Source organism: Pseudonocardia parietis (genome assembly GCF_017876315.1).
In the GTDB taxonomy this organism is placed as follows: domain Bacteria; phylum Actinomycetota; class Actinomycetes; order Mycobacteriales; family Pseudonocardiaceae; genus Pseudonocardia; species Pseudonocardia parietis.
Genome location: NZ_JAGINU010000001.1, coordinates 4,866,534 through 4,881,525 on the forward strand (window position 1 = coordinate 4,866,534; position 14,992 = coordinate 4,881,525).

A 14,992-nucleotide genomic window follows, 5' to 3' on the forward strand; every position below is an offset into this window, starting at 1 on the left:
TCAGCGCACCTGCTCGGCGAACACGACGACGTTGTCGGAGTAGCTGTCCGCCGACCGGTCGAACACACCGCCGCAGGTGATCAGGCGCAGGCCCGCGTGGTCGAGGTCGCCGTACACCTCTCGGGTGGGGAAATCCGCCTTCGCGTACTGCCCGACGCGGGTCACCGCGAACACCACCGTGGACCCGTCCGCCCGGTCGACCCGAATCTCGTCGCCGGGCTCCAGGGTGTGCAGGTCGGCGAACGCGCCGGGCAGGCCCTTCCAGTCGACGTGCGCGGCCAGCACCGCGGGTCCGAGCTCGCCCGGGGTGGGCGCGCCGGTGAACCAGCCGACGGTGCCGGCGTCGTCGGGGACCTGCATGGCGCCGTCCGGGTGCAGGCCGAGCGGCACCGGCTCGGTGTCGACACCGAGCCGGTCCACCCGGAGCCGGACGGGCTCCGAGCGGACCAGGTGCGCCGGCCCCCGCGGGATCAGGGCCGGAGCCGCGGCGCCGCCCACCGCACCGGGGCCCGCGGGGGTCTGCGCCGTCACGACCGGCGCGGCGGCCGCCGATGCCGGACCGCCCGGCTCCGGGGCCGTGGCCGGGTCCGCGCCCAGCAGCGCCAGGACCGCGACCACCGCGGGGGCCGCGATCCGCACGACGCGGCGCCCCGGCGACGTGCGCCGGCGCGGCACCGCGAAGGGGACGCGGGCACGGCCCGGTGCGGCGGGGTCGGTCACGGCGGTCCGGTGCTCAGCTCCGCCGGGAGGCGACGACGCGGCGGGCGGCCACGGCCCCGACACCGCCGGCGGCCAGCGCACCGAGCGCGATCGGCAGGACGTCGGACGGGCCGCCGCCCGCCTCGACGCCACCGACCGGCGTGGCCGTGACCTGGCTCGTCGCGCTGTCGTCCGCGGTGGACGCCACGGCGGCGTACTCGTGGGTCTCGCAGGCCTGACCGTCGTCGTCCGCGTCGAGCCGCTCGGGGTCGCCGGGCTGCAGGGCGGCCTGGGCGTCGGCCTGGGTGGCGAAGTCGGCGCAGTCACGGTCCTGGGCGAAGGCGACGCCGGCGAGGGGGATGGTGGCGGCCGCCGCGAGCAGGGCAGCGGCGGAGAAGGTGCGCAAGCGCATTCGGGGGAACCTTTCCGGGGAACGGAATCGAGGGGTGGAGCCGGGGAGCCCTCGCCTGTAGAGCGTCGCGGACGTGTCCGTCGTTACACCCGATCGTGAACTCGCCGGGGCGGGTTGGACCGATTACGACGGACGGCGGAAGCTGCTCGGGTGAACGCCCGACCGGACGACCTCCCGACCCCCGACGACGTCCCCGCCGCCGCGGAGATCCTGCGCGGCGCCGCCCACCGCACCCCGGTGCTGACCTCCCGGCTGACCGACGCCGAGCTCGGCGCGTCCGTGCTGGTGAAGGCCGAGAACCTGCAGCGCACCGGCAGCTTCAAGTTCCGCGGGGCGTTCCACACGCTGTCCCGGCTCGGACCGGACCAGCGCCGCGCCGGCGTCGTGGCGTTCTCCTCGGGCAACCACGCCCAGGCCGTCGCGCTCGCCGCGCAGCTGCTGGAGATCCCGGCGACGATCGTGATGCCGACCGACGCCCCGGCGTCCAAACTGGCCGCGACCCGCGGCTACGGCGCCGAGATCGTCCCGTACGACCGCTACGCCGAGGACCGGGCCGCGATCGCCGCGGACCTGGCGCAGCGGCGCGGGCTCACCCTCGTCCCGCCGTACGACCATCCGCACGTGATCGCAGGACAGGGCACCGCGGTGTACGAGCTGCTCGCCGACCACGGGCCGCTCGATGCGCTGTTCGTCTGCCTCGGCGGGGGCGGGCTGCTGTCCGGCTCCCTGCTGGCGGTGCAGGCACTCTCCCCCGCGACGGCGGTGTTCGGCGTCGAACCCGAGGCCGGCGACGACGGGCGGCAGTCGCTGCGCGCGGGCCGGATCGTCACCATCGACCAACCGCGCACGCTCGCCGACGGTGCCGCGACCACGCACCTCGGCGACCGCACGTTCCCGATCATCGCCGAGCACGTCGAGGACGTCCTGACGGTGCCCGACGACGCGCTGGTCGAGGCGATGCGGCTGTTCGCGTCCCGCTACAAGGTGCTGGTGGAGCCGACCGGGGCACTGGCGTTCGCCGGCATGCGTGCCGCCATCGCCGCGGACCCGCAGCGCTACGCCGGGGCGCGCATCGGCGTGACGATCTCGGGCGGGAACGTCGACCTGGACCGGTTCGCCGCGCTGGTCGGCGGGGTGGGAGCGGCACAGACCTGAACGCCCCTCACGAGCCGGGGCGGTTCCCGATGGTGACGGGCAGCTCGCTGCGCTGTTCGCCGCGCAGCACCGTCAGCGTGGTGGCGGTCCCGGGCTCGATCGCGCGCAGGGCGGCGTGGAGGTCGGTGACCGTGGCGACGGGGCTCTCCCCGATCGCGACGAGCACGTCACCGGGCCGGACCCCCGCCGCGGCCGCCGGACCGTCCGGGTCCAGCCGTGCGACGAGAGCACCCTGTTCGGCGCGCACGCCGAGGGCGGAGCGGATCTGCGGGGTGAGCGGGGCCGGGACGAGCCCCAGGTACGAGTGGGACGCGGTGCCGTCGGCCAGCAACTGGTCGGCGACGTCCACCGCGGTCGCGGCGGGGATCGCGAACCCGAGGGCGACGGCGCCGGACTGCGGCGGCAGGTAGGCCTCGTTGATGCCGATCACCCGCCCGGAGCCGTCGAGCAGCGCACCACCGGAGTTCCCGGGCGAGATCGGCGCGTCGATCTGGATCATGTCGACCAGCGGGGTCCCACCGGTCGCCGATCCCGGGACCTGCCGGTTGACCGCCGACACGATGCCCGAGGTCACCGTGCCCTCCAGCCCGAGCGGGCTGCCGATGGCCAGGACCGGCTCACCGGGCCGCGGCAGCTCGGTGCGGTACTCCGGCACGGGCAGCCCGCCGCGCGCGGTCCGGACGACGGCGATGTCGCTGATGCGGTCGGTGGCCAGCACCGTTCCCGGCGACGACGTGCCGTCGGCGTAGTCGATCACGACGTCGCGGGCGTCGCCGACGACGTGCTGGTTGGTGACCACGACGTCCGGCCGGTAGACCACGCCGCTGCCGAGCCCGCCGGACGGCAGGCGCACGGTGACCACGCTCGGTGTCAGCCGGGCGACCACCTCGACCGCCGAGACCTCCGGTGCCGGTGCGGGTGCCGGTGCTGCTCCGTCGGGGGCGGGTGGGGCGGTGGTGCACCCGGCAAGACCACCGGCGGCGAGAACCAACGCCGCGCCGAGCAGTGCCGTCACCCGCGGTCGAAGCCGTGGTCGAAGCCGTGGTCGTCCGGCGGTCACCGATTCGTCCGGGGGTCACCGTCGGCGCGGGGCACGACGAAGTCGGGGTTCTCCACCGGAAGCGGCAGGGTCAGTGACCCGGCCCGCTCGAAGGTGAAGGTGACCGGGTAGGTCAGGCCCGCGCGCAACGGTTCCCGCAGCCCGACCAGCGTGATCCCGATCCGGTGGGTGCCCGGCGTGGTGCGCGACGAGACGGGGTCGTCGTAGCCGGCGGCCAGCACCTGGCCGTCCTCGATGCGGGTGTCCCCGGTGAGCCGTACGCCGGTGAACAGCGGGCTCGTCACCGACACCAGACGGTCCCAGCGCACGCCCGGCACGGCCGCGGTGGCACCGTTGACGATCGTGACCTTGACCGGCACGTCCGCGCCGGGCTCGTGGATGGTGTCGCCGGTGACCGGACGCTGCCCGGCCAGCTGCGCGTCGCGCACGAGCATCGTGCCGACGGCGCCTTCCGCCCCGTTCGTCGCGGTGACCTGGTTCGCGGTCTGGGCGATCTGACCGCTCCCGCACCCGGTGGCGAACACCAGCGCCGCCACCACGGCGAGCAGCAGGCCCCGGCCGGGCCCTCGCCGCCGGGAGATCGGATCCTGTACGACGACCACGGTCCACGCCTCCTCGCGCTGCGGCGGGCCTCCGCCGGCGCCGGGCGCCCGGCCGCCCCGCTCCCTCGGGCCCGTCGGCAGCATCGCACGGGCCGGGTCGCCCCGCAGGTCCGACGGCGCGCTCCCGGGATCAGTCCGGTGCCGGGACCACCACGGTGGTGAACAGCCGGCGCCGTCGTCCGGGGGCCTCGCCCTGGTCGACCACCGGGCCCAGGACCTCCGCGAGCCGCCCGCCGAGGTCGGCGAGCTCCTCGTCGGACAGCCACAGGACGGCCTGGCGCATCGAGACCCCGTCGCGGACCGGATCGGGGTCGTCACCGGAGGCGTAGCGCTCCAGGTCTCCCGAGAGGCCTGCGAGGAAGGACGTGATCATGCCGCGCAGCTCCTGCGGTGACACCGTCCCGGGCTCGGGCACCGAAGGCGGCGTCGCGAGGGCGTAGGTCCGTTCGACGGCACCACGGACCCGGCGCTCGGACACGACGTCGATCACCCCGGCCGAGACCAGCGTCGCGACGTGCCGGTAGAGCGTCGTCGTCGCCACGTCCGGCAGCTCCGCCGCCAGGCCGCCGGTGGTCAGCGTGCGGTTGTTGAGCGCCTGGACGACCCGCCAGCGCACCGGGTGGTGCAGCAGCTCGGTCAGCGACACCTGGTCGACCATCCCTGTCTCACCGTTCCCAATTGTGGTAATAATGTCTCTGTCGGGAACAGAATACGGAGGGAGTCAGCCATGGCGACGGTGACGGTGGACGCCGCAGAGGTACAGGTGCACCTGACGGCGTGGGAGCGCCCGTTCGCGGGCGGCCGGAGCGTGCTGGCGGTGCAGCGGGACGCGATCGTGGCCGCGGACCGCGTCGAGCAGCCGACGCGCTGGGCCATCACGCCCGGCGCCCGGGCCGGTGTGCAGGTCACCGGGGTCCTCAAGCTCGGCCGGTGGGGCATCGGGACCCCGGTGCGCCGCTTCGTCAGTGCCTGGCGGCACCGGCCGGCACTTCGGCTGCGAGTGTCCGGCCCCGAGGCGCAGCGGCTCGGCTACGACGAGATCGTCGTGAGCTGCCCGGCCCCGGAGTCGGTCGTCGCTGCACTGGAGGCACCGGCCGCGCGCCCGGCCACGTCCGGCTGACGCTACCCCCGGCTCAGTGTCGGTCGTGCTCCAGCGCGTCCTCGGCGATGACCGACTCGGTCGGCAGCCCGGGAACCTCACCGGCCGCGGCCTCGGCGTCGGCCCGCTCGTGCGACGGCCCGGGCGCCGCGGCCCCGGCGTCGGCCGCCTCCAGATCGCGGTGGATCGTCGACAGCAGGACGGCCCCGGCCAGCACGACGACGGCGGCGATCAGGAACGGCACGGATGCCCCGACCGCTCCGGCGAGCAGCCCGGCCGCCAGCGGTGCGAGGCCACCTCCGATGAAGCGGACGAAGCCGTAGGTGGCCGACGCCGTCGGGCGCGGCACCGGCGAGATCGACATGACCGCCGTCGTCACCAGCGTGTTGTTCAGCCCGACCACGATCCCGGAGAGGATCACCGCGACGATCACGACGGCCGGCGTGGTGTCGAACAGGCCGATCGCGGCCAGCAGCACGGCGATGCCGGCCAGCGCGCCGTAGAGGGTGCGGGCGGTGCCGAAGCGGTCCTTGAGCCGCGGCGCACCGAACACGGCGAACGCCGCGACCAGCAGGCCCCAGCCGAAGAACACCCCACCCAGGGCGATCGGGTCGAGGTCGCCCATCAGGAACGGGGCGTAGCCGAGCATCGTGAAGAAGCCCCAGTTGTAGAGCAGGCCGACGCCGCTGGTGGTGGCCAGCGCGCGGTGGCGCAGCGCGGTGAGCGGCTCGGACAGCTTCGCCTTGTGTGGCGACGGCGGAGTCGGTTCGAGCAGCACGACCGTGGCCACCAGCGCGATCAGCATCAGCACCGAGACCCCGAAGAACGGGCCGCGCCAGGAGACCGTGCCGAGCAGCCCGCCGACCAGCGGCCCGGCCGCGATGCCCAGACCCAGCGCGGTCTCGTACAGCACGATCGCACCGGCGAACCCGCCGGAGGCCGAGCCGACGATCACGGCCAGGGAGGTGGCGATGAACAGCGCGTTGCCCAGGCCCCAGCCGGCGCGGAACCCGGCGATCCCCCAGATCCCCGACGACGCCCCGGCCAGCGCGGCGAACGCGACGATCAGCACCAACCCGGTGATCAAGGTCTTCTTCGGCCCGATCCGCGACGAGACCCAGCCGGTCACCAGCATCGCGATCGCGGTCACCACCAGGTAGCTGGTGAACAGCAGCTCGACCTCGGCGTGACTGGCGTCGAGCCGGCCGGCCAGCGACGGCAGGATCGGGTCGACCAGACCGATCCCCATGAAGGAGACGACGCACGCGAACGCCACCGCCCACACCGCCCTGGGCTGGCGGAACGGGCTCGGCGCGGGTGCGGAACTTCGGGACATGTCATCGCCTTTCCCCGGGCACGACGCCCGGCGGATCGCGGACGTCGCGGGCCACCAAAGATTGCAGCACGCAACCTAGATAGTAAGCAATGCGAACGACCGCGACGGTGACCATGTCGTCCCTGACCGGCGGACCCGCGGCGTCAGCCGATCCGGAGCACCGGCTTCCCGGGCGCCCGGTCCGGCGCCTCGAGGTACTCGTGCGCGGCGGCGACGTCGTCGAGATCGAAGATCCGGTCGACCAGTGGCGCGAGGGTCCCGGCGGCGAGTCCGGCCCGGACGAACGCCTCGGCGCGGGCCAGCACGTCCGGTTCACCGGTGACCTCGCGGACGTGGAACCGGCGCAGCCAGACCGGGGCGTACCCGGCCGCCGGCAACGGCGTCGGCTGCCCGGACAGTCCTCCGTGGACGATCACGGCGCCGCCGGGATCGCAGGCGCGGACCAGGCGTTCCACCCCGGGCCCGCCCTCGGCGTCGAGCACCAGGCCTGCGCCGCCACCGAGTGCTGCCCGCAGCTCGTCCGGCTCGGGAGCACCGGTCAGCACCTCCGCCGCACCCGCCGCCCGCAGCGCCGCCGCGTGCCGGTCGTCGCCGACGACGGCGACCGCCCGCACCCCGAGGTACCGCGCTACCTGCAACGCGGCCGCACCGATGCTGTTCGCCGCCGCGGTCACGACGAGCCGGTCCCCCTCACGCAGCCGGGCGACCTGCCGGGTCATGCCCCAGACCGTCAGCAGCGGCATCCAGAGCGCAGCGGCACCCGTGTCGTCGAGACCGGGCGGACGGGGCAGCAGAGCGCGGGCCGGGACGACCGCCTCCTCGGCGTAGACCGGGTGCTCGTTCGGCGACGACGCCGGAATCACACAGACCTCGTCGCCGGGCACCCAGCCGTCGACGCCCGGGCCGGTGTCGAGCACGGTGCCGGAGCACTCCGTGCCCAGACCCGCCGGCAGCACCGGGTCCACCAGGTAGGTCCCGCGCCGGAAGTTGACCTCCGACCGGTTGAGACCGACCGCGTGCACCCGGATCCGAACCTCCCCCGGCCCGGGGTCGCGCACCTCGACGTCCTCGATCCGCAGGACCTCCGGACCCCCGGTCTCGTGGAACCGGACCGCACGCACCGACCTCGTCGTCACAGGCGCCAGACTGTCAGACCTCGTTGCTGATCTCGATCAGGTTCCCGTCGGGGTCACGCAGGTAGAGGCTGCGCAACCGGCCGCGGGCGCCGGTCCGCTCGACCGGTCCCTCCTCGACCACGACACCGTGCAGGGCCAGCTCCGCCTGCACCTGCTCCAGCGGGTCCAGGGTGATGAAGCAGAGGTCCGCGCTCCCCGGGGTCGGCCGGTCCGCGCGGGGCGCGAACTCGTTCCCCGCCTCGTGCAGGTTGATCTTGCTGGGGCCGAAGGTGAGCGCCCGGCGTCCGCCCTCGAACTCGACCGGCTCCATTCCGAGGACGTCGGTGTAGAAGCCGATCGTCCGGTCGAGGTCGGCAACGGTCAGCACGAGGTGGTCCAGGTGGTCGATGCGCACGATGGCGATCGTCGCAGGATGTCCCTGTGGGTGACACCGGAGCAGAAGATCGTGACCGGCCGGTACACCGCGTGGCCGGCCGAGACCCACACGGGGCACGACCGGCCCGACGTGCTCGAACGGATATTCTAACCTCACGCTTGTACCAGCCGCAGTCGAGGGAGGACGAGGACACGTGGACGACGATCTGGTGACCGGCGACGAGACCAGCAGCACCGGGCCCGGCACCGCACCGGCGGCGACCGTGGATTCCGGGACGGCCGCGCCCGGACAGCCGACGGAGCCCGGCACGACCGGGGAACCCGGGCCGGGCACCGGCGAGGAGGCGGCGCCCAAGCGCAAGCGTGGGCGACCGAAGGGATCGACGGCCCGCACCACCCGGGTCGTGACGATGACGCTCACCGTGAGCGGCTCGGCCGACGGCGATTGGCAGGCCGAGCTCAAGAACGGCAGCACCTGGGTCGCCCGGGGTCTGCCGGTGACGGCCTCGGCGGTCTCCGCGGCCGCCGCGGCGCTGCACGCCGACCTCGCCGGGCCGGTCGCCGAGCTCATCGAGAGCGCCCGGGCGGCGAAGGCGTCGCGGGTCGCCGAGCTCGAGGCGGAGCTCGAGCAGGCGCGCAAGGACCTGGCCGAGCTGGAGCACTGAGCGCCCGGTAACCCGAACGCCGGTCTCACCCGAGCAGCGGGCCGAGCCGGTCCGCATGGTCCCGCAGCATCGCGACCAGGTCCGGGTCCGGATCGGCGACCCGCCCGGCCGGCCCGGACAGGGCCAGCCCCGCGACCAGCCGGCGGTCGGCCGGGGACCGGACGGCCGCCGCCAGACACCCGCGGTCGGGTCGCAGGCCGCCGGTCTGCGCGGCCAACCCGTCGCGGGCCACGCCCGGCAGCAGCGCGGCCAGCTCGTCCGGGTCGGTGAGGGTCGCCCCCGTCACCGGCCGCAGGTCGCGGACCAGCGCCCGCCAGTCCGCCTGCTCGGCCAGCAGCAACCGCCCGAGCGCGGACGCCTGCGGCAGCCGCGCCAGCAGGTCCGGGTCGCTGGGCGGGTGATCGGGGTCGGGATCGGCGAGGTGCAGCCGCCCGCCGTCGAACACCGCCAGGTGCACACCCCAGCGGACCATCCCGCGCAGGTGCTCGACCACCGAGCGGGCCGCCGTCGGCAGCCGGGGCACCGCGACCGGCGAGAGCCGGGCGGCGCGGCGGCCGAGTGCGAACCCGCGCAGGTCCGGCAGCCGGACCAGGTACTCCTCCCCCACCAGCAGGTTCAGCACCCGGTAGGTGGTCGCGGGTGGAAGTCGGAGCGCGGCCGAGATCTCCTTGGCCGTCACTCCCGGCCCGGCGGCGACGACCTCCTCCAGCACGGCCAGCGCCGTCCGGACCGCACGCGGCTGGCGCCCGCTGATCGGCGGCCCGCCCGGCTCCGTCACGCGGCCCGGTCCCACACGTCGGAGGCGACGGTCTCGTCGTAGACGCCGAGATCGCGCAGGCCGCCCGCTCGTCGCAGCACCGCGAACCAGATCACGGCCACCAGTAGCGCCGCGAGCAGCACGATCCCGGTGGCCGGGACCGTCACCACGAACCCGGCCAGGGCGGCCAGCAACGCCGGTACCGCCACCACCGCGGTCAGCACCGCCGCCGGGGTGAGCTCCCCGATCCGGCGCAGGAACAGCGGGGCCGCCAGGCAGACCAGCGCGTAGGTGATCAGGAACCCGATCGTCGCGCCCGCGAGCAGCGCGACCAGCACCGTTCCCGTCGGGACGCCCGCCAGCACCGGAACGACGACCGCCGCCGTCGCCACCGGGACGCCCAGCCCGACCGCGACGTGCGGGGTCCGGAACCGCCGGTGCGTGCGCCCCAGTACCGCCGGGACCGCGCCGTCGCGGGCCAGCGAGAACAGCACCCGCGACAGCGCCGTCGCCGTCGCCACGGCGCAGGCCAGGAACGACAGCACCAGCGCTGCGTCGAGCACCGGTGGGATCCACCACCAGCCGCGGGCCGTGGCGAGCACCTGGACCGGCTGGGGCTGCGCGGCGAGCCCGCCCGGGACACCGGCGAACCCGCTGACCTGCACCCCGGCGGCGAACACGTAGAGCACGCCGGTGACGGCCGCGGTCGCCATCACCGCCCGGGGAACCGAGCGGAACGGCCGCCGCGCCTCGGCGCCCAGCGACGTCGCCACCTCGAAGCCGATGAACGCCGCGAGCGCGGGCAGCACCCCGGCGACCAGCCCGCCCACGCCCGGTGCCGGAGCGGCGGGCGCGGCCGCTCCGGCGAGCGGGCCGCCGGCCAGCAGCAGCACGAACACGCCCACCAGCACCGCGACGGCGACCGCTTCCACCAGCAGCACGACCCGCGCCGCGAGCCGCACCCCGCGCACCACCAGAGCGGTCACCAGCGCACCGCCGACGAGCGCGGCGGCGGCCGGGAGCCACGGGCCGCCCGCACCGAACGGTGCGAGCAGCGACCCCAGGTACAGCGCGGCGCCGGCGAGCGCGGCCCCGCACAGCAGCAGGTAACCGGCGACACCCGCGATGCCGCCGGCGAACGCCGCCGCCGACCCGAGTCCCTGGGCGGTCAGGGTGTAGAGGCCGCCGGGGGCGGCCATCCGCGTGGTGAACCGGCCGATGCTCGCGGCGACCAGCAGCGCGAGGACGGTCGCCGCGACGAACGCCCACACGGTGTACGGCCCGGCCGCCCCGGCGACGATCACCGGGGTGGCCGCCATCGCCGCCGACGGCGCCGACCCGGCGATCGACTGGGCGACGACGTCGGCGGGCCCGAGCCGGCGCCGCATCAGCCCGTGCACCGGCGAACGGTCCCGCAGCACGCCCACACCCCACCTCCGTCCCTGTCATCGGTGATCGTCGGACCGGCACACTATCGCCCGATGACGACGTCGTGACCAGCGTCGATGAGTCGAACGAGAAAACCCGGTCGGCGGTTCCCGCAGCACGGGAACGATCGGCACGGTGATTCGCACCACTCGGGACCGGTCGTTGTGCGCGGTGTGCGGCAGGCGTGACGGTGCCTGCCGTCCACACCGCCACTCGCCGGAGGAGGCGCCGATGAGCGCACCACCGTCCGACCCGCAGGTTCCCGCCCCGACCGGATCCGCCCGGGCACCCGAGCACCGGCTGCGGGGCTCGCTGGGCGCCCGCTCGATCGTGTTCATGGTGGTCGCCGCCGCGGCGCCGCTGACCGTCGTCGCCGGCACCGTCCCGCTCGGTCTCTCGGCGGGCAACGGGGCCGCCTTCCCCGCCACCTTCGTCCTCTGCGCGGTGGTCCTGCTGCTGTTCGCGGTCGGCTTCTGCGCGATGTCCCGGCACGTCCCCGAGGCCGGCGCGTTCTACTCCTACATCGCCCGCGGGCTCGGCGCCGCACCGGGGCTCGGGTCGGCGCTGCTCGCACTCGTCACGTACACGGCGGTGCAGGCCGCGGTGTACGGCTACCTCGGCGCCACCCTCGACTCCGTCGTCCAGCACTACGGCGGGCCCGCGCTGCCCTGGTACCTCTACGCGGCCGGGGCGCTGGTCGTCGCCGGGGTGCTCGGGTTCCGGCACATCGAGCTGTCCGGCAAGGTGCTGGGCGTCCTGCTGATCGCCGAGGTGGCGATCGTGCTGGTGTTCGACGCCGTCGTCGCCGTCACCGGCGGACTCGGCTCCGGCAGGTCGACGGCGCTGCTCGTGCCCTCGGAGATCCTCTCCGGCTCGCTCGGCATCGCGATCATGTTCGCGATCGCGTCGTTCATCGGGTTCGAGGCGACCGCGGTGTTCCGCGACGAGGCCCGCGACCCGGAGCGCACCGTGCCGCGCGCCACCTACCTCGCGCTGGTGCTGATCGGCGGGTTCTACACGGTCTCCGCGTGGGCGGTGGTCTCCGCCTGGGGCGACGCCGACGCCGTCGCGCGGGCCGGCGACGACCCCGGCAACATGATCGTCTCGACGATCACCGCGGTGCTCGGCCCCTTCGGCGGGGACCTGGCCCAGATCCTGCTGGTGACCAGCCTGTTCGCCGCGCTCCTGTCGTTCCACAACGTGCTGGCGCGCTACCTCTTCGCGCTCGGCAACGCCCGGACGATGCCCGCGGTGTTCGGTCGCAGCCACCCCCGGCACGCCTCGCCGTACGCGGCGTCGCTGGCCCAGTCCGGGACGGCTCTCGCGCTGATCGTGGTCTTCGCCCTGACCGGGATGGACCCCGTGACCCAGGTGTTCGCCTGGATGGCAGGCACCGCGACCCTCGGCGTGCTGACCCTGATGGCGCTGACCTGCCTGGCCGTGCTCGTGTTCTTCGCCCGGTCCCGCGCCGACCGCAGGCTCTGGCACACCCGGCTCGCACCTGCACTCGGCCTGGCCGGGCTGCTGACCTGTCTCGCGCTGACCGTCGCGAACTTCCCGACGCTGATCGGCGGGTCGCCCGCGCTGGCGACCGCGATCGGCGCCGTCCTGGTGGCCGCGTTCGTCGGAGGTGCCCTGTGGGCCCGGCGCGTGCCGTCACTCGTCCCAGCTCCGCACACCGTCGACACCACGGAGGACCGATGACCGCAGTCGAGGAGCCCCGGACCCTTTCCGGGCACCCGCTGACCATGACCACCGAGACCGAGGTCGCCGTCGTCCGGGAGGTGCTCGCCGCGGCCGGAATGCTCGGCGAGCACGTCCGGTACGCGTTCTTCGCGCCGGAGGAACCGGCCAAGGCCGAGGTCCTCGCGTTCGACGACGGCGTCCCCGACCGCCGCTTCCGGGTGGTGCTGCTGGACCTGTCCACCGGCCGTTCCTGGGACGCGGTCGTCTCCGCGACGGCCCGTGAGCTCGTCTCGGTCCGCGAGCTGGAGCCCGAGCGGGAGGGCCAGCCGCCGATCATCGACTCGGAGTTCGAGTTCATCGAGGACGCCCTCAACGCCTCCCCGGAATGGTGCGCCGCCCTGGCGGAGCGCGGGATCGAGCCGGCATCGGTGCGGGCGGTCCCGCTGTCCGCGGGCGTCTACGACTACCCGCAGGAGAAGGGCCGCCGGATCGCCCGCGCCTTCGGCTTCCGTCAGGACTCCGAGTCCGACCACCCGTGGGCGCACCCGATCGACGGGCTCGTCGCCTACGTCGACCTCACCGCCCGCACCATCGACCGGGTGATCGACTCCGGTGTGGTGCCGGTGCCGGCGGGCAGCGGGAACTTCGACGACCCGGCCGTGCAGGGCCCGCCGCTGGAGGGCCTGAAGCCGATCGAGATCACCCAGCCCGAGGGCCGGTCGTTCACCGAGACCGACGGGCACGTCCGCTGGGGCAAGTGGGACCTGCGGATCGGCTTCAACGAGCGCGAGGGCCTGACCCTGCACCAGATCGCCTTCGACGACCGCCCGGTCTGCTACCGGGCGTCGGTCGCGGAGATGGTGGTGCCCTACGCCGACCCGGCGCCGGTCCGGTTCTGGCAGAACTACTTCGACTGCGGCGAGTACATGTTCGCCCGCTACGCCGACTCGCTGCAGCTGGGCTGCGACTGCCTGGGTGACATCCACTACGTCGACGCCACCATCGCCGACGACCTCGGCAACCCGAAGACCATCAGCAACGCGATCTGCATGCACGAGGAGGACTACGGCGTCCTCTGGAAGCACACCGACATCTTCACCGGCTCCCGCGAGGTGCGCCGCCAGCGCCGGCTGGTGATCTCGTTCTTCACCCCGATCGGGAACTACGACTACGGCTTCTACTGGTACCTCTACCTCGACGGCACCATCGAGCTGGAGTGCAAGGCGACCGGCATCGTGTTCACCTCCGGCACGCCCGGCGAGTACGCGACCGAGATCGCGCCCGGGCTCGGCGCCCCGTTCCACCAGCACCTGTTCTCCGCGCGGCTGGACATGACCGTCGACGGCCTCGCGAACGCCGTCGACGAGGTCGAGGCGGGCCGGGTCCCGATGGGCGAGGGGAACCGCTACGGCAACGCGTTCAGCCGCAACTCGACCCGGCTGCGCTCGGAGTCCGGTGGGCAACGCGACGCCTCCCCCGGCACCGCCCGGGCGTGGCACGTGGTGAACACCGAGAAGACGAACGCGCTGGGGCAGCCGGTCGGCTACGTGCTGCACCCGCACGGCCAGCCGACCCTGCTGGCCGATCCGGAGTCGTCGATCGCGGCCCGGGCGGCGTTCGCGACGAAGGCGCTGTGGGTGACCCGTTACGACCCGGCGCAGCGCTACTCGGCGGGCGACTTCGTCAACCAGAACCCGGGCGGGGCCGGACTGCCGTCCTATGTGGCGGCGGACCGCGACATCGACGGTCAGGACGTCGTGCTGTGGCACACCTTCGGCCTGACCCACTTCCCGCGCCCGGAGGACTGGCCGGTGATGCCGGTCGACTACACCGGTTTCACGCTGAAGCCGGCCGGGTTCTTCGACCGCAACCCGGCGCTGGACGTGCCGCCGGGGGCGGCGAAGAACTGCCACTGATCCGACCGGTCGGCCCCGCCCCGGAACCGGGGCGGGGCCGGCCCGTCACCGTGGGTCGACACGAGGTCACTGGCCGGGGTGGGCAACGTCGGCCGGTCCCGGCCTGCCGGGTCCCGGCAACCGGCGTGGCTTCCTGGTCCCGTCGTGGTAGTCCTCGTACCAGGAAATACGTGAGGAGTAGGACCATGACCGTCGACACGAGCAGGATCTGGCTGACCGAGAGCACCTTCGCCGAGCTGCGCGCGGAGTTGGGGGATCTGCTGCAGCAGCGGGCGGCGGGCGCCTCTCAGGGCGCGCCGGACGACGTGCCGGACACGGCGGCGCAGCGTGACCGGGAACAGCGCATCCGGCGGCTGCAGGAGCTCCTGAGCGACCCGGTGGTCGGGCACCGCCCGCCCGACGACGGCGTCGTCGAGCTCGGCATGGAGGTCACCGTCCGCTACGACGACGGCGACGTCGAGACCTTCCTGCTGGCCCACGACGAGGACCGGACCCGCTCGACCATGGTCTGCTCCCCCGACTCCCCGCTCGGCCGGGCGCTGCTCGACTCCCGGCAGGGCCAGCACGTCACCTACCAGCTGCCGCACGGCGGCGAGACGGGCTGCACCCTGGAACGGGTCGTGCCGTACGCGGCATGACCTGACCGCCCTGCCGGGCTCCGGCAGC

The 14,992-nt window shown here is 74.3% G+C and carries 16 protein-coding genes; 6 read left to right on the plus strand and 10 right to left on the minus strand.

Features of this window, described 5'->3' with window-relative positions; all coding sequences use genetic code 11:
- A complete protein-coding gene (locus tag JOF36_RS22835; protein WP_504739891.1) occupies positions 1-639 on the minus strand; it encodes a class F sortase in 639 nt (212 codons plus the stop codon).
- 94 nt (positions 640-733) lie between these two features.
- Positions 734-1,111, minus strand: coding sequence for an excalibur calcium-binding domain-containing protein (locus tag JOF36_RS22840; protein WP_210030642.1), 378 nt, complete (start codon positions 1,109-1,111; stop codon positions 734-736).
- Between the two features lie 150 nt (positions 1,112-1,261).
- Here JOF36_RS22840 and JOF36_RS22845 point away from each other — a divergent pair, with 150 nt between their 5' ends.
- Positions 1,262-2,266, plus strand: coding sequence for a threo-3-hydroxy-L-aspartate ammonia-lyase (locus tag JOF36_RS22845; RefSeq protein ID WP_210030643.1), 1,005 nt, complete (start codon positions 1,262-1,264; stop codon positions 2,264-2,266).
- Between the two features lie 7 nt (positions 2,267-2,273).
- Here JOF36_RS22845 and JOF36_RS22850 read toward each other — a convergent pair whose 3' ends face one another.
- The 3 genes from JOF36_RS22850 to JOF36_RS22860 all read right to left on the minus strand — a co-directional run bounded on the left by JOF36_RS22850 (position 2,274) and on the right by JOF36_RS22860 (position 4,586).
- Positions 2,274-3,281 carry a S1C family serine protease gene (locus JOF36_RS22850; RefSeq protein ID WP_307862538.1) on the minus strand — a complete coding sequence of 336 codons (1,008 nt, stop codon included), beginning with the start codon at positions 3,279-3,281 and terminating at the stop codon, positions 2,274-2,276.
- 41 nt (positions 3,282-3,322) lie between these two features.
- Positions 3,323-3,928, minus strand: a complete 606-nt coding sequence (locus tag JOF36_RS22855; RefSeq protein ID WP_210030644.1) for a copper chaperone PCu(A)C domain-containing protein — start codon at positions 3,926-3,928, stop codon at positions 3,323-3,325.
- A 130-nt stretch (positions 3,929-4,058) separates the two neighbouring features.
- Positions 4,059-4,586 carry a helix-turn-helix domain-containing protein gene (locus JOF36_RS22860; RefSeq protein ID WP_210030645.1) on the minus strand — a complete coding sequence of 176 codons (528 nt, stop codon included), beginning with the start codon at positions 4,584-4,586 and terminating at the stop codon, positions 4,059-4,061.
- 69 nt (positions 4,587-4,655) lie between these two features.
- Here JOF36_RS22860 and JOF36_RS22865 point away from each other — a divergent pair, with 69 nt between their 5' ends.
- Positions 4,656-5,048 carry a hypothetical protein gene (locus tag JOF36_RS22865; RefSeq protein WP_210030646.1) on the plus strand — a complete coding sequence of 131 codons (393 nt, stop codon included), beginning with the start codon at positions 4,656-4,658 and terminating at the stop codon, positions 5,046-5,048.
- A gap of 13 nt (positions 5,049-5,061) precedes the next feature.
- Here the strand turns inward: JOF36_RS22865 and JOF36_RS22870 are convergent, their stop codons facing one another.
- From JOF36_RS22870 to JOF36_RS22880, 3 genes are all read right to left on the minus strand, one after another.
- Positions 5,062-6,363, minus strand: coding sequence for an MFS transporter (locus tag JOF36_RS22870; protein ID WP_210030647.1), 1,302 nt, complete (start codon positions 6,361-6,363; stop codon positions 5,062-5,064).
- A 143-nt stretch (positions 6,364-6,506) separates the two neighbouring features.
- The gene (locus JOF36_RS22875) at positions 6,507-7,499 is read right to left on the minus strand and encodes an alcohol dehydrogenase catalytic domain-containing protein (protein ID WP_210030649.1); all 993 of its coding nucleotides are present in this window, start codon (positions 7,497-7,499) and stop codon (positions 6,507-6,509) included.
- A gap of 13 nt (positions 7,500-7,512) precedes the next feature.
- Positions 7,513-7,893, minus strand: a complete 381-nt coding sequence (locus tag JOF36_RS22880) for a VOC family protein (protein WP_210030651.1) — start codon at positions 7,891-7,893, stop codon at positions 7,513-7,515.
- Between the two features lie 175 nt (positions 7,894-8,068).
- Between JOF36_RS22880 and JOF36_RS22885 the strand changes: the two genes are divergently transcribed.
- The gene (locus tag JOF36_RS22885; protein ID WP_210030653.1) at positions 8,069-8,539 is read left to right on the plus strand and encodes a DUF6319 family protein; all 471 of its coding nucleotides are present in this window, start codon (positions 8,069-8,071) and stop codon (positions 8,537-8,539) included.
- Positions 8,540-8,564: 25 nt separating this feature from the next.
- On the opposite strand, the gene JOF36_RS22890 is transcribed toward JOF36_RS22885, so the two are convergent.
- Positions 8,565-9,317, minus strand: coding sequence for an IclR family transcriptional regulator (locus JOF36_RS22890; RefSeq protein ID WP_210030655.1), 753 nt, complete (start codon positions 9,315-9,317; stop codon positions 8,565-8,567).
- Positions 9,314-10,723 carry an APC family permease gene (locus tag JOF36_RS22895; protein WP_210030660.1) on the minus strand — a complete coding sequence of 470 codons (1,410 nt, stop codon included), beginning with the start codon at positions 10,721-10,723 and terminating at the stop codon, positions 9,314-9,316. The genes JOF36_RS22890 and JOF36_RS22895 overlap by 4 nt, the downstream gene beginning before the upstream one ends.
- Before the next feature lie 232 nt (positions 10,724-10,955).
- Between JOF36_RS22895 and JOF36_RS22900 the strand changes: the two genes are divergently transcribed.
- The 3 genes from JOF36_RS22900 to JOF36_RS22910 all read left to right on the plus strand — a co-directional run bounded on the left by JOF36_RS22900 (position 10,956) and on the right by JOF36_RS22910 (position 14,964).
- A complete protein-coding gene (locus tag JOF36_RS22900; protein ID WP_210030662.1) occupies positions 10,956-12,428 on the plus strand; it encodes an APC family permease in 1,473 nt (490 codons plus the stop codon).
- Positions 12,425-14,326 (plus strand): primary-amine oxidase, encoded by a 1,902-nt coding sequence (locus JOF36_RS22905; RefSeq protein ID WP_210030664.1) that lies wholly within the window; start codon positions 12,425-12,427, stop codon positions 14,324-14,326. Before JOF36_RS22900 ends, JOF36_RS22905 begins: the two co-directional genes overlap by 4 nt.
- Before the next feature lie 185 nt (positions 14,327-14,511).
- Positions 14,512-14,964, plus strand: coding sequence for a GreA/GreB family elongation factor (locus tag JOF36_RS22910; protein WP_210030666.1), 453 nt, complete (start codon positions 14,512-14,514; stop codon positions 14,962-14,964).
- Positions 14,965-14,992 lie beyond the last annotated feature (28 nt).